Below are 14692 nucleotides of genomic sequence, written 5' to 3'. Positions count from 1 at the left end.
GCTTTGCATGATTTTGGCTTTCGGCACCTAGGCTGCCTAAAATTGCAACTTTCACGTTCAGATTCGCATATCATCTGCGACTGCAAGGCGGTCAATCGTCACAGCCGTTGCGTAATGACACTTACGCACCTTGTGGGAGAGAATGAAAGGTCTCGAGCGTCGGAAACGGTGTTATAGACGACCGTCAGTAGAGTGATAGCGGTTCTCTTATGCTCACCGCCCCGGCCGTCCCGTCTTGCTCGGTCGGCGTTTGCGGCGCTTCTGGTCAGCTTCGTCCTCGTAGCTGCCGCGACCGACGCGGTGGCGACGGATCGGTTCGGCGGTGTTGTCCTTATCCGCACGGACCTGTTCGGGCTTCTTCGGCATTTCCCCAGCGACAGGCTTCTCGGTGCGGCCGACGGTCTGCCCTCCGCTGTCGCTCCGGGCGTTCGTCGCTGCGGAAGGCATGCTTCCGCTCCGCTGCGCGGACCGCTCCTCACCGTTAAAGGTGTTCTTGCGGACCAGCTTTGCCGGCGGAGTCCCACCTACTGGTTTCTCGGTCCGACCCACCGTCATTTCATCAAGGGTGTTCTTGCGGAACAGGGACTTGCCCGCCGGGGTCGCGGTGCCGGGGCCCTGCCCTTCGCTTTCGCTCCGGGCGTTCGTCGCTGCGGAAGACATGCTTCCGCTCCGCTGCGCGGACCGCTCCTCACCATCCAACGACGGCTTGCGGAACAGTGAGGCAGGAGCCTCGACCTCGCCCGATCCCCTCGGCTTGAGCGGTTCGCCCCTGGGGCCGAAGCGGTCGCCGCCGATGGGGTTTCGGTCGCGCTTGGCCTTCTTCCCGTATTTCGATTTGCCGGAAGCGGGGGACATCGCCTCTTCTTCCATGGCGATGGCGGCGGAGGCGGGATCGGCTTCCTCGACGGCGTTGCGGGCGCCGCCTTTGGATTTGGCATTCTTCGCCTTGCCGGAGCCTGCGTCGGGGCCGAATTCCAGCTCCTTCGCCTGCAGCTTCTTGATCTCGTCGCGCAGCTTCGCGGCCTTTTCGAAGTCGAGATCGGCGGCGGCTTCGCGCATGGACTTTTCCAGATGCTCGATATGGGCGCGCAGATTGTTGCCAACGAAGGCGCCCTCGTCTTCCGCCATGCCGCCGACATCGATGCGGACGTGATCCTTCTCGTAATAGCTGTCGAGGATATCGGCGATCTTGGCCTTGACCGAGGCCGGGGTGATGCCGTGCTCGGCATTGTAGGCGAGCTGCTTCTCGCGCCGCCGGTCGGTCTCGGCGATGGCGCGCTTCATGGAGCCGGTCTCGTTGTCGGCGTAGAGGATCACCTTGCCGTCAACGTTGCGGGCGGCGCGGCCGATGGTCTGGATGAGGGAGGTTTCCGAGCGGAGAAAACCCTCCTTGTCGGCATCGAGAATGGCGACGAGGCCACATTCGGGGATGTCGAGCCCCTCGCGCAGCAGGTTGATGCCGACGAGGCAATCGAACGCGCCGAGGCGGAGATCGCGGATGATCTCGATGCGCTCGAGGGTGTCGATGTCCGAATGCATGTAGCGGACGCGGATGCCCTGCTCGTGGAGATATTCGGTAAGGTCCTCGGCCATGCGCTTGGTGAGGACGGTGCAGAGGACGCGGTAGCCGCGATCAACCGTCTCGCGGATCTCGCCGAGGAGATCGTCGACCTGGGTGCGGGCGGGGCGGATCTCGACCGGCGGATCGGTGAGGCCGGTGGGGCGGATGACCTGCTCGGCGAAGACGCCGCCGGACTGTTCGAGCTCCCAGGTGGAGGGCGTAGCCGAGACCGCGACGGTCTGCGGGCGCATGGCGTCCCACTCCTCGAAGCGGAGGGGGCGGTTGTCCATGCAGGACGGCAGGCGGAAGCCGTATTCGGCGAGCGTCGCCTTGCGGCGGAAGTCGCCGCGATACATGGCGCCGATCTGCGGCACGGTGACGTGGGACTCGTCGATGAAGACGAGGGCGTTGTCGGGCAGGTATTCGAAGAGCGTCGGCGGCGGGTGGCCGGGCTGGCGGCCGGTGAGATAGCGCGAATAGTTCTCGATGCCGGGGCAGGAGCCGGTGGCCTCGATCATCTCGATGTCGAAGCGGGTGCGCTGTTCGAGGCGCTGGGCTTCGAGCAGGCGGCCGGCCTTTTCGAGCTCGGCGAGGCGATGCTTCAGCTCTTCCTTGATGGACTTGATCGCTTGGTTGAGCGTCGGGCGCGGCGTGACATAGTGGGAGTTGGCGTAGATCTTCACCGACTTCAGGTCGTCGGTCTTCCTGCCGGTCAGCGGATCGAATTCGTGGATCGCCTCGATCTCGTCGCCGAACATGGAAATGCGCCAGGCGGCATCCTCCAGGTGGGCGGGGAAGATCTCGATGGTATCGCCGCGCACGCGGAACGAGCCGCGCTGGAAATCCATGTCGCGGCGCTTGTACTGCTGGGCGACGAGATCGGCGAGGAGCTGGCGCTGGTCGAGGCGATCGCCGACCGACATCTGGAAGGTCATCGCCGTGTAGGTCTCGACCGAGCCGATACCGTAGATGCAGGAGACCGAGGCGACGATGATGCAGTCGTCGCGTTCGAGCAGCGCGCGGGTGGCGGCGTGGCGCATCCGGTCGATCTGCTCGTTGATCGAGGACTCCTTCTCGATATAGGTGTCCGAGCGCGGGACGTAGGCCTCCGGCTGGTAGTAGTCGTAGTAGGAGACGAAGTATTCGACCGCGTTGTCCGGGAAGAAGGCCTTGAACTCGCCGTAGAGTTGGGCGGCGAGCGTCTTGTTGGGCGCGAGGACGAGGGCGGGACGCTGGGTGCGCTCGATGACGTTGGCGACGGTGAAGGTCTTGCCCGAGCCGGTGACGCCGAGAAGGACCTGCGTCTTGTCCTGATCGGAAACGCCGGAGACGAGATCGGCGATGGCGGTCGGCTGGTCGCCCATGGGGGTGTAGTCCGAGGCGATACGGAACTTGACGCCGCCTTCGGACTTTTCAGGCCGCGCGGGGCGATGGGGCAGCCAGATCTCGCCGTTCTTGTGCAGTGGGTTGCCGGAGGAGATGAGGTCCGACAGGGCCTGGACGGTGGCGGTGACGCCGCCTTCGGGGAGGGATTTCGCGTCTTCGAGGCTGACATCCATGCCGGCGACGGGGTTGAGACCGGCGGCGGCGCGTTCCTTGGGGTCGCGGGTGCCGCCCATGGAGGTGCCGCGGGCCGATTTCATGGGTTTTTGGGCTTTGTCGCTGGCGGCGGTGCGCGCCTTCGCCTTCGGCTTGGTGTCGCGGGCGGATGTCTTGGGCTTGGCGTCGGCGCTCGCGGGGTCGCCATCGCCGTCGGCGGTGCGTTCGGCGCGGGTCTCGGCGGTCTTGGCGATCTCGTCGGCCCAAGAGCCGATGGGGCCGGAAAAGGCTTCGGATGCGTCGAACGCGGCCTGGGGCGCCTCGCCGAAGCCTCCGCGCCGCGCAGGTCGGGTGGGGTCGAACGCGCTCTCCTCGTCGAACGCCTCGGCGTCGGGCAAGCGAGAAGCGGGGGTGCGCGTTGCGGACTTGCGGGGTCGGGAGGCCATGGCGGGGCATATAGAGACCGCGCCGAACGGATGGAAGGCGCGAGACTCGCTTCGACGATGCGGCGCAACGGCGCCGTCACCAATCGATCGTCAACCCTTGGCCGTCAGCAGCCAGGCGGTTTCGTCGACGGCGTCGTGGCGCTTGAGGCCGCCGGGGATGCGGCCCTTTTCGAGGAGATGCAGGCGGTAGCGAGCGCCGTGAACCCGCTCGATCTCGGCCTCGTCCACCGAGAAGGGCGGGCCGTCAAAGAGGGTCTGGTCGTAGTCGAACGACAGGAGCAGTTGCCGCGTGGCGCCGGTGATCTCCGCCAGATGGGCGGCGTAGCGGGCGCGCATGGCGGCTGGCAGGGCGACGAGGGCCGCGCGGTCGTAGATGGCGTCCACCGGGCCGAGCTGGTCCGGTGTGAGGGCGAAGACATCGCCGACGAAGATATCGATGTTCGGTGCGGTGTAGCGGGTGAGATCGCCATCTTCGGTGACGGACGGTTCAAAACCGAGATCGTCGAAGAGCTGGTCGATGGCGATGGCGCTGAGATCGATGCCGACGACGCGGAAACCCTTGTCAAGGAGCCAGTGGATGTCGATCGCCTTGCCGCAGAGGGGCAGGAAGATGCGGGCGTCTTCCACCAGTTCGAGCGCATCGAAATGCTTGAGCAGCAGGCGGTTCGGCTTGCCCTCGTGGAAGGCGATCTCGCCCTTGTCCCAGCGGTCGTGCCAGAATTGCGCTTCCATCTCCGGTATCCTTGAAGGCGCCTAAAGAGCGTCGATCAGCGCTTCGACTATGTGATCCTGCACCTCTTCGGAGAGATAGGGATGCATCGGCAGGCTGATCACCTCGCGCGACAGTGCGTCGGTTTCCTCGAGCACGCCGCCGGCCACGGGATAGCGGTCGTAAGCGGTCTGGCGGTGGAGCGGGATCGGATAGTAGACGGCCGTCGGAACGCCCGCCTCGCGCAACTTCGCCTGAACGGCCTCGCGATTGGCCGGCTCAGGCAGGCGCACGGTGTACTGCGCCCAGGTGGAAACGGCGCCGTCGGCGAGCTTCTGTGGGATGACGTGGCCTTCGAGCTTTTGGTGATACCTCGCGGCGATGCGCATGCGGGTCTCGACCTCTTCCGGGAAGATCGCAAGCTTTTCCAGAAGGATCGCAGCCTGCAGCGTGTCCAGGCGACCATTCATACCGATGCGCACACAATCGTATTTGTCCTTGCCCTGTCCATGTACGCGCATCGAATGCATGACAGCCGCAAGATCATCGTCATTGGTCTGGATCGCGCCGCCGTCGCCATAGCAGCCGAGCGGTTTGGCCGGGAAGAAGCTGGTGGAGACGACGTCGGCCCATTCTATGGAGAGCTTGCCGTCGGTGGTGGCGCCGTAGCCTTGCGCGGCGTCGGAGATGAGCTTTAGGCCGTGGGCATCGCAGACAGCGCGGATCGCGGCATAATCGGCGGCCTGACCGAAGATGTCGACGGCGATGACGAAGCGCGGGGTGAGCTTGCCCTCGCGCTTCACCGCCTCGATGGCGAGGTCGAGCTTGGCCGCGTCCATGTTCATCGTATCACGCTCGACATCGACGAAGACCGGCGTGGCGCCGAGCCAGGCGACGACCTCGGCCGTCGCCGCGAAGGTGAAGCTCGGACAGAAGACGGCGTCACCGGTGCGCAGGCCCCAGGCCATCAGCGGCAGGGCTAGCGCATCCGTGCCGGACGAGCAGGACAGGGAGTGCTTGGCCTGGCCGAAGGCGTCGAGCGCCTGCTCGAGTTCAGCGATCTCCGGCCCCATGATGTAGGCGCCGTGGTCCAGCACCGCCGCCATGCGCCGATCGACCTTGTCGCGAATGCGGTCGCGTTGGGTGGCGAGGTCGATGAAGGGAATGGCCTGGGGCGGAGGAGTGCGGTTCATGGGAAGGATCGTCTCGTTCGGGTCTGTTGCAGCGCAGCAGGTGAAGCAGATCGTGCCGCGGTGCCAGTCAAAAAAGATAACGGTCGGTAACTGCGCCTGAGGAATGAAGCGATCAGGCACGCACAGCGGGGCTGGGCTGCGACTTGTTGCGCCGGATTATGGCGGTATCGCGCCGGAATTCCGCGGCTCACACCGCTACCGCAAAGCTGACGCGAGGCTTGCCGCGCCATTCAGGCCGCCTTCTTCTCCGCCAGGATGCCAAGGACATACATCGCCACTGTGGATCCAGCGATAGCGGTGACATCGGCATGGTCGTAGGCCGGCGCGACCTCGACGACATCCGCGCCGACGAAGTCGAGGTTCTTCAGGTGGTGGAGCACCGCGAGAATCTTCGCGGATGACGGACCACCCGCAACCGGCGTGCCGGTGCCCGGCGCGAAGGCGGGGTCGAGGCAGTCGATGTCGAAGGTCAGATAAACGTTCGTGCCCCTTGTGCGTTCGTAGATGCGTTCGGCAATCGCCTTGGAACTCATCTCCTCAACCTCGTAGCCGTAGAGAATGTCGAGGCCGCAGGTTTCCGGCGCATGGGTGCGGATTCCGACCTGGATCGAGGTCTCGGGATCGATCAAACCGGCCTCTACGGAGGCCTTCACGAAGGAGCCGTGGTCGACGCGCGACTTGTCGTCTTCGTCTCGGGCCACGGGCCAGGTGTCCTGATGTGCGTCGAACTGCACCAGCGAAAGCGGCTCGTGCCATTCGCGATACGCCTCGAGCAGCGGGAAGGTGACGGAGTGATCGCCACCGAGGGAGAGCAGGAAGCCGGTCTTCTCCAGAAGATCGCTCGCCTCGGCGCGGATCGCCGTATGGGCGATTTCCGGACGGCGATGATCGAGGGCGCAGTCGCCGTAATCGACGACCGAAAGGTGCTCGAAGAGGTCGCGATGGATGGGATATTGCGGATCGTTGTCGAAGATCGCCGAAGCCCGCCGGATGGCCTGCGGCCCGAACCGCGCGCCCGGCCGGTTCGAGACGGCGCCGTCATAGGGAATGCCCCAGACCGCGACGTCCGTGCCAGCGACATCCTTCGTGTATCGGCGGCGCATGAAGGAGAGCGCGCCTGCATAGGTGGGGTCGCCGGACGTGCCGAGTGTTCCGGGGGCTGTGAAGGCGTGGTCGGGCCTTGGGTCGGCCATGGCTTCGGGCTCCTCAAAACAAAAGCCGCCGAGCGAACCCGGCGGCTTCGTGAAAACAGCGATCGAAGCTCCGCAAGCGGAGCCTGTTCGATCAGCGCTTCGAGAACTGGAACGAACGGCGGGCCTTGGCACGGCCGTACTTCTTACGCTCCACCGTACGCGAGTCGCGGGTAAGGAAGCCGCCCTTCTTGAGGACCGGACGCAGGCCCGGCTCGTAGAAGGTGAGAGCACGGGAAATGCCGTGGCGGACCGCGCCGGCCTGGCCGGATAGACCGCCGCCAGCGACCGTCGCGACGATGTCGAACTGGCCGTCACGATCGGCAGCGACGATCGGCTGACGCAGGACCATCTGCAGGACCGGACGGGCGAAGTATTCCGCAAAGTCCTTGTCATTGATGGTGATCTTGCCGGAGCCGGGCTTCACCCAGACGCGGGCGACGGCGTCCTTGCGCTTGCCGGTGGCGTAGGCACGACCGTACTGGTCGAGCTTCTGGACATGGACCGGGGCTTCGGGCTGGGCGCCCGTTTCGGCCTGGCCGAGTTCTTCTAGGGAGGAAAGCTGGGACATGGAAATTATGCGGCCTTCGCGTTCTTGGAATTCATGGCGCGGACGTCGATCGTCTCGGGCTGCTGCGCCGCGTGCGGATGTTCGCTGCCGGCGTAGACGCGCAGGTTTTTGAGCTGCTGGCGACCCAGCGGCCCACGCGGCAGCATGCGCTCGACGGCCTTTTCAAGGACGCGCTCGGGGAAGCGGCCTTCGAGAATGTCGCGCGCCTTGCGCTCCTTGATGCCGCCGGGATGGCCGGTGTGCCAGTAATAGGTCTTGTTCCAGTACTTCTTGCCCGTGAGCACGGCCTTGTCGGCATTGATGATGATGACGTTGTCGCCATCGTCCACGTGCGGGGTGAAGGTGGCCTTGTGCTTGCCGCGCAGGCGGAGCGCGACGAGCGAAGCGAGACGGCCGACGATCAGTCCTTCGGCGTCGATCAGAATCCACTTCTTCTCGATCGTCTCGACCTTCTGCGTGAAAGTCTTCATGGGGTTGGTCCCGGTGTTGGTAATTTCGGTCGGCGCCGGCGATATCTCGCGCGCCACATAAAAAAGGGCGGGCCATGAGACCCGCGCTTCTTGAAGGGCGATCTACGGGTGGATCGGCGCGGTGTCAAGCGACAAATGGAAATTCGGTGGCGGCCAGAATGCCCTGTCTATAGGCAATCGAGAATGATTGGTATCATAATACCGCAAAGCCGCCAGCCCGATTGCGTTCGATCTTCTCCGGTAAGCGCCTAGCTCTCGGGCGGGCCTCCAAGACGAAAGCGTGAAATCTCCTTGGCAGAACAAACAATCGACGACGTCGTCGGCATTCTCGACAAACTGAAGGAGCTGGCGGAGAGCGATCGCGAGGTCTCGGTAGGGGACGTGACGAAGAGCTTTGGCCGGCGCGGCTACGGGCCGCTGCTGGCGGTGCCCGCACTCGTCGGCGCCTCGCCCGTCGGCGGCATTCCGGTGGTGCCGACGATCCTTACCGTCGTCATCATCATCGTCGCCGTGCAGATGGTGTTCGGCGCCCGCAGTTTCTGGATGCCGGGCTTCCTTTCCGACCGCGCCGTATCCTCCGAACGGCTTGGCCATGGGGTTGCGAAGCTGCGTCCGTGGGGCGAGCGGCTGGACCGGCTCTTCAAGGACCGGCTCGAAATCCTGACGACCGTCGTCTTCGAGCGGATCGGCGCCGCGTGCTGCGTCGCGCTGGCGCTTCTGGTGCCGCCGCTCGAACTGGTGCCGTTCGCGGCGATCGTGCCGTTCATCGCGATCCTTCTGTTCGGGATCGCGCTGGCGGTGCGCGACGGCGTGGTGATGCTGCTCGCCTTCGCATCAGCCGCTGGCGCCGTTTATGCGGCCTACCGCTTCTTCCCAAGCGATCTGCCGTCCTGGATAGCCCTCTAAAGCGTTTGTAAAAATTTTTACAAGATATCCGCGTCAGTAAAGCCGGCCTCGACATCGTGACCGTTTTTGACAGTCCGGCGACCTCAAAGGATTGGACTTATGCCGCCGTAAAGCGGATATCGGAAGGGTGTACTGCGTTGGCGGCTCGACACGATCCTCTCATCGTTCGGTCGAAGCCGATCCCCGCGCGGTCAAAACTTTACAGATCCGAGACAGACTTCCAAGGGTACCATTATGTCAGCCTACCAGACCGATATCCAAGACATCATCGAGCTCAAGCGGAAGTTCGACTCCTGGGGTGGAATCGAGCCCGAAGCCGTTGCTCGCATGCGGGCACAGAACAAGTTCAAGACCGGGCTCGACATCGCGAGATACACCGCAAAGGTCATGCGCGACGACATGGCGGCCTATGATGCCGATCCTTCGCAATACACCCAGTCTCTCGGCTGCTGGCATGGTTTCGTCGGCCAGCAGAAGATGATCTCCATCAAGAAGCATTTCGGCTCCACCAAGCGGAAGTACCTCTACCTCTCCGGCTGGATGGTCGCGGCGCTGCGCTCAGAGTTCGGTCCCCTGCCAGACCAGTCGATGCACGAGAAGACCACCGTGCCGGCGCTGATTGAGGAGCTCTACACCTTCCTCAAGCAGGCCGATGCAAGGGAGCTCGGCAACCTCTTCCGCCAGCTCGACGAAGCCCGCGAAGCCGGCGACGAGGTGAAAGCGCGGAAGATCCAGAACGAGATCGACAATCACGAAACGCACGTCGTTCCGATCATCGCCGACATCGATGCCGGCTTCGGCAATGCCGAGGCGACCTATCTCCTCGCCAAGAAGATGATCGAGGCGGGTGCCTGCGCTCTGCAGATCGAGAACCAGGTGTCGGACGAGAAGCAGTGCGGCCACCAGGACGGGAAGGTCACGGTTCCGCATGAAGCCTTCATTCACAAGATCCGTGCACTGCGCTACGCCTTCCTCGAAATGGGCGTCGACGATGGCGTCATCGTCGCCCGCACGGACTCGCTCGGCGCGGGTCTGACCAAGGAAATCGCCTATTCGGCCGAGCCGGGCGATCTGGGCGACCAGTACAACTCCTTCCTCGATTGCGAGGAAGTCTCTGTCGAGGATCTGAAAAGCTCCGACGTCGTCATCAAGCAGGGCGGCAAGCTGATGCGCCCGAAGCGTCTCCCCTCGAACCTTTATCAGTTCAAGCCGGGAACGGGTGAAGATCGCTGCGTTCTCGACGGCATCACCTCGCTCAAGAACGGCGCCGATCTCCTTTGGATCGAGACCGAGAAGCCGCATGTGGAGCAGATCGGCGGCATGGTTCGCCGTATCCGAGAGGTCGTGCCGAACGCCAAGCTCGTCTACAACAACTCGCCGTCCTTCAACTGGACGCTGAAGTTCCGCCAGCACGTCTACGAGACCTGGCAGGCCGAAGGCCGCGATCTCGGCGCCTATGACGTCGGCAGACTGATGTCGAGCGAGTATGACGATACCGAGCTCGGCCAGGAAGCCGATCGTCAGATCAAAAGCTTCCAGGCGGATGCGGCCCGCGAGGCCGGTATCTTCCACCATCTCATCACGCTGCCGACCTATCACACGACCGCGCTTTCGACCGATAATCTCGCCAAGCGCTATTTCGGCGACGAAGCGATGCTCGGCTACGTCCACACGGTACAGCGCGAGGAAATTCGTCAGGGCATCGCCTGCGTGAAGCACCAGAACATGGCCGGCTCCGACATCGGCGACGACCACAAGGAATACTTCGCCGGCGATGCGGCCCTGAAGGCGGGCGGTGCCGACAACACGATGAACCAGTTCGAGGCGGCCGAGTAATCCTCCTGTCTACGGCTCCCGAACTTCGGAAAGGCGCGCTCTCCCCGGCGCGCCTTTTTTGTCTGGCCGCTTTGTCGCGGCTTCCGCGCGCAATTCCGATGGTTCCCGCATCGCGACCGGGCGCTTAATGCCTTAAGTTGACCGGAGAAACCGACCGGCCCACACGAGAGGCCGGCAGGACCGCGAGGAGGCGCACCGATGTATCAGGCTCCGACCGAGGAGATCGTCCATGTCTTAAGGCACGTGGCGGGTCTCGACGAGGCGATGGAAAGCGGCGCTGCGGGCGATCTCGATGCCGATCTTCTCGACGCGATCGTCGGTGAGGCGGGCCGGTTCGCGTCCGAGCGCATGGCGCCGGACCTTGCCGATGACGGGCATGAAGGCGCGGTCGTGAAGGACGGTGTCGTAACGACGCCGAAGGGCTGGCCTGCGATCTACAAAGAATGGTGCGAGGGCGGCTGGAACGCTCTGACGGGGCCCGAAGCCCATGGCGGGCAGGATCTGCCGATGGCGCTCTCGACCGCGCTTTTCGAGATGTGGAATTCGGCCTCGATGGGCTTTGCGATCGGCCCGACGCTGACGGTCGGCGCGATCGAAGCGCTTCACCAGCATGGCTCTGAGGACCTTCGCTCGCGTTATCTCGACAAACTCGTCTCCGGCGAATGGACCGGGACGATGAACCTGACCGAGCCGCAGGCGGGCTCCGACCTCTCGGGCATCAAGACCCGGGCCGAACCCGCCGGCGATGGCACCTACCGGATCTTCGGCCAGAAGATCTATATCACCTATGGCGAGCAGGACTTTACCGACAACATCGTCCATCTCGTGCTCGCGCGCCTGCCGGGGGCCCCGGAGGGGGTGAAGGGCATTTCGCTCTTCCTCGTCCCGAAATTTCTGGTGAACGATGATCTCAGCCTTGGCGCGCGCAACGACGTGTTCTGCGCGGCGCTCGAAAAGAAGCTCGGCATCCACGGTTCGCCGACCTGCACGATGATCTACGGTGATGATAAGGGCGAGACGGGTGAGCCCGGCGCGATCGGCTGGCTGATCGGCGAGGAGAACCGCGGTCTCGCCTGCATGTTCACGATGATGAACAATGCCCGTCTTCTGGTCGCCATTCAGGGCGTCGGGATCGCGGAAGCCGCGACCCAGAAGGCGCTGGAATTTGCCCGAGATCGCCGGCAGGGCCGCTCAACGCGCCTCGCAAAGGGCGCCGAGCCGAAGGGGCAGATGGCGCCGATCGTCGACCATCCGGACGTGACGCGCATGCTCCTCACCATGAAGGCGCTGACGGGCGCGGCACGCGCGATCTCCTATGCCTGCGGCCATGCCGGCGACATGGCGAAGCATCATGCGAGAGCCGGCGACGGCGATGCCGCCAAATCCTGGAAGGACCGCGTCGATCTGCTGACGCCGGTCGCCAAGGCGTTCTCGACCGATGTCGGCGTCGAGGTCGCCGGGCTCGGCGTTCAGGTGCATGGCGGCATGGGCTATGTGGAAGAGACCGGGGCGGCCAAGCTCCTGCGTGACGCCCGCATCGCGCCGATCTACGAGGGCACGAACGGCATTCAGGCGATCGATCTGGTGACGCGCAAGATCGGGCTCTCGGGCGGCGGTGCCGTCACCAACTACATCCTCGAGCTGCGTTCGGTTCTGGAGACGCTGGAGGCTCGCAACCTGCCCGATTTCGGACGCTCGGCCTCGATGATCGACGCCGCCCTGAGAGAGTTGGAGGCGTCGACGCGCTTCCTCTCCGAGGCGATCGCACGGGGCGAGAGGGAGACCGCGCTCGCAGGTGCGACGCCCTATCTGCGGCTCTTCGGCCTGACCGCCGGCGGCGTCTATCTCGTCAAGAGCGCGCTTGCGGGCGATCCGGAGGGTGGACGCACGGCCTTAGCGCGCTTCATGGCCGAGAACCTGCTCACCGAAGCGCCAAGCCTTTCCGCGCAGGTCTGCCAGGGCGCGGACAGTCTGGAAGCAGGCCGGATTGCGCTCGGACTGGAAGCGGCATGACCGACCATATCAAGACCACTGTCACGGATGGCGTCCAGACCATCCGCATGAACCGGCCGGACAAGAAGAACGCGCTCTCGCGGGCGATGTATTGCGCCATGACCGAGGCGTTGCAGGCGGCGGAAGCGGACGAAGCCGTCGGCTGCATCCTCTTTACAGGCGCACCGGGCGCGTTCTGCGCGGGCAACGACCTCGCCGACTTCATGGAAATCGCTAAAGGCGGCGGCTTGCCGACCGAGGTTCGCGACTTCCTGCATGCGCTCGCCAAGGCCGAAAAGCCGGTGGTCGCGGGTGTCGACGGGCTCGCTATTGGCATCGGCACGACGATGCTGTTTCACTGCGATTTGGTACTGGCGACACCGAAATCCGAGTTCAAAACGCCCTTCGTCGATCTCGGCCTGACGCCGGAGGCGGCCTCCAGCCTGATCGCGCCGCGCCTGATGGGTAATCAGCGCGCCTTCCAAATGCTTGCGATGGGTCGGCCCTTCGACGCGGAGTTCGCCCGTGAATGCGGCTTCGTGACCGAGATCGTGGATGACGACGTGGACGGGTCGGCTTTTGCGGCGGCGAAGGCGATCGCGGCGAAGCCGCGCGAGGCGGTGAAGCTGACGAAAAGCCTTATCCGAGGCGATCGGTCCGACGTGATCGAGCGCATCGACAAGGAGATCGAGATCTTCGCCAAACGCCTCGTCTCGAAGGAAGCGCGGCAGGCATTCGAGGCCTTTTTCAGCCGCAAGGGATGAGGGTTCACGGACGCCCGAGATTTCCCGCCACGCCTGTTTCCGAACGCCTGAACGGGTCCATTTAGGGGCGATGACCGAGATCTCCTTCACCCAGACCGTACCGGAAGACGACGACCGCTCGCGCCATGTCTGCGACAATTGCGGCTTCGTGCTCTACGAGAACCCGAAAATCGTGGTCGGCTCGGTGGTGAGGCACGAAGGCCAGATCCTGCTCTGCCGCCGGGCGATCAACCCACGCAAAGGGTTCTGGACGATCCCTGCCGGCTATCTGGAGCTGAACGAGGCGCCTGAGGACGGTGCCCGCCGCGAGGCCTCTGAAGAGGCCAACATCACCCTCGACATCGAACGCCTGCTTGCGGTCTACTCCGTTCCACGCATCAGCCAGGTGCAGCTGATCTACCGCGCACGGCTCGCAAGGCCCGACTATTCGCCGGGGCCGGAAAGCCTCGAGGTGAAGCTCTTTTCGCCGGACGACATTCCGTATGACGAGTTGGCCTTTCCCTCGGTGCACTGGGCGCTCGGGCACGACGCGGAGGCCGAGGGCGGTGCACCGCCGGTTCCGTTCAAGAACCCGGAGGGCGAGACCGGGAACATGATGCCGGGCGGAGAGCGGCTACGGACGGAGAATATGTGAGCCGGCGTTTGCAGCGTCGCTTCCGGCAATGGATGGCAAGCGTGGTAGACCGCCGGATGTCATCGAATACCCCGACACTTTTAGCGAATTCCAATTGACAACGCCGCACTTCGCCACCATCCTATAGGCAGATTGCGTATGGGATGAGTCATTGACGGCGGACGATATCGAGATCGTGCTCGATCCCTCCCTCAGCGACGACCCGATTTTCACCGCCGAAATTCGAACGCCGCTAGGGTCGCTTGACGTGATGGCCCGTGTGACGATCGAGGGTCGATCACTCGCTTTGGACGGCACGCATATCGGCGGAGATCCTGCGAAGACATGGGGCCCGGCGGCGCTGAGAAATCTCGCGCAAGCGGTGATGGAGAAACTGGATGTCGACGAGATCATCGTTGTTGGAGCGGTTCGGACAACAGGTGCAAATCCGGGACGAACACCCCGTCTCCGAAGGCTCCGCAGAGCGCCTGCATCTCAAGGCGCTCCCAAGCGCGGGCCTTAACACGCCGGCGGCGGCTCGTGCGCTGGCGCGCAGGCATCTTGCCATGAAAGCCGCCCAGGCCGTGATGACGGAGTTGTTCGACACGGGGGAGGCTTTCGTTGAGGTGCCCAAGGTGGAAAGTCTGGGCCAGCTTAAGTCCGAACTGGAGAACGCAGGGATCGAAGCGCGCAAGCATGGGCCGGAGCCAATCTCTGCGCGCGCAGTTCGGGAGGCCCTGCACCTGTCACAGGCGCAGTTCGCCCTGCGGTTTGGGTTGGAGGAAGCGACCGTCAAGAACTGGGAGCAGGGAAAGTCGAAGCCGAACGCGACGGCCATGACGCTGCTCTGGACGATCCATCGAAACCCGGAGGCTGTCGCGGCTTCTATTAAGATGGATTAG

12 protein-coding genes are annotated in these 14692 nt (G+C 64.0%); 6 read left to right on the top strand and 6 right to left on the bottom strand.

What is annotated here, in order from left to right; genetic code table 11:
* Window positions 1-213 precede the first annotated feature (213 nt).
* The 6 genes from uvrB to rplM all read right to left on the bottom strand — a co-directional run bounded on the left by uvrB (window position 214) and on the right by rplM (window position 7679).
* The gene (gene uvrB / locus FP2506_RS17235; RefSeq protein WP_050765107.1) at window positions 214-3546 is read right to left on the bottom strand and encodes an excinuclease ABC subunit UvrB; all 3333 of its coding nucleotides are present in this window, start codon (window positions 3544-3546) and stop codon (window positions 214-216) included.
* Between the two features lie 90 nt (window positions 3547-3636).
* The gene (tmpT, locus tag FP2506_RS17230; RefSeq protein WP_007068888.1) at window positions 3637-4278 is read right to left on the bottom strand and encodes a thiopurine S-methyltransferase; all 642 of its coding nucleotides are present in this window, start codon (window positions 4276-4278) and stop codon (window positions 3637-3639) included.
* Window positions 4279-4299: 21 nt separating this feature from the next.
* Window positions 4300-5448: a DegT/DnrJ/EryC1/StrS family aminotransferase gene (locus tag FP2506_RS17225; protein WP_040489217.1), complete on the bottom strand. Its 1149-nt coding sequence runs from the start codon at window positions 5446-5448 to the stop codon at window positions 4300-4302.
* 230 nt (window positions 5449-5678) lie between these two features.
* The gene (gene speB / locus FP2506_RS17220) at window positions 5679-6641 is read right to left on the bottom strand and encodes an agmatinase (RefSeq protein ID WP_007068886.1); all 963 of its coding nucleotides are present in this window, start codon (window positions 6639-6641) and stop codon (window positions 5679-5681) included.
* Window positions 6642-6732: 91 nt separating this feature from the next.
* A complete protein-coding gene (rpsI, locus tag FP2506_RS17215; protein ID WP_007068885.1) occupies window positions 6733-7209 on the bottom strand; it encodes a 30S ribosomal protein S9 in 477 nt (158 codons plus the stop codon).
* A 5-nt stretch (window positions 7210-7214) separates the two neighbouring features.
* Window positions 7215-7679, bottom strand: a complete 465-nt coding sequence (gene rplM / locus FP2506_RS17210) for a 50S ribosomal protein L13 (protein WP_007068884.1) — start codon at window positions 7677-7679, stop codon at window positions 7215-7217.
* Window positions 7680-7970: 291 nt separating this feature from the next.
* On the opposite strand from rplM, the gene FP2506_RS17205 reads away from it, so the two are divergent.
* The 6 genes from FP2506_RS17205 to FP2506_RS17175 all read left to right on the top strand — a co-directional run bounded on the left by FP2506_RS17205 (window position 7971) and on the right by FP2506_RS17175 (window position 14692).
* Entirely contained in the window at window positions 7971-8585 is a 615-nt protein-coding gene (locus FP2506_RS17205) for an exopolysaccharide biosynthesis protein (RefSeq protein WP_007068883.1), read from the top strand.
* Between the two features lie 234 nt (window positions 8586-8819).
* Window positions 8820-10421 (top strand): isocitrate lyase, encoded by a 1602-nt coding sequence (locus FP2506_RS17200; RefSeq protein WP_007068882.1) that lies wholly within the window; start codon window positions 8820-8822, stop codon window positions 10419-10421.
* A gap of 198 nt (window positions 10422-10619) precedes the next feature.
* Window positions 10620-12434 carry an acyl-CoA dehydrogenase family protein gene (locus FP2506_RS17195; protein ID WP_007068881.1) on the top strand — a complete coding sequence of 605 codons (1815 nt, stop codon included), beginning with the start codon at window positions 10620-10622 and terminating at the stop codon, window positions 12432-12434.
* Window positions 12431-13177: a crotonase/enoyl-CoA hydratase family protein gene (locus FP2506_RS17190; RefSeq protein WP_007068880.1), complete on the top strand. Its 747-nt coding sequence runs from the start codon at window positions 12431-12433 to the stop codon at window positions 13175-13177. Before FP2506_RS17195 ends, FP2506_RS17190 begins: the two co-directional genes overlap by 4 nt.
* A gap of 70 nt (window positions 13178-13247) precedes the next feature.
* Window positions 13248-13811, top strand: coding sequence for an NUDIX hydrolase (locus FP2506_RS17185; protein ID WP_007068879.1), 564 nt, complete (start codon window positions 13248-13250; stop codon window positions 13809-13811).
* A gap of 377 nt (window positions 13812-14188) precedes the next feature.
* A complete protein-coding gene (locus tag FP2506_RS17175; protein ID WP_148227615.1) occupies window positions 14189-14692 on the top strand; it encodes a helix-turn-helix domain-containing protein in 504 nt (167 codons plus the stop codon).

It is taken from the genome of Fulvimarina pelagi HTCC2506, assembly GCF_000153705.1.
In the GTDB taxonomy this organism is placed as follows: domain Bacteria; phylum Pseudomonadota; class Alphaproteobacteria; order Rhizobiales; family Rhizobiaceae; genus Fulvimarina; species Fulvimarina pelagi.
The sequence above is the reverse complement of the archived record's forward strand: the minus strand, read 5'-3'. Positions and strand labels throughout refer to the sequence as shown.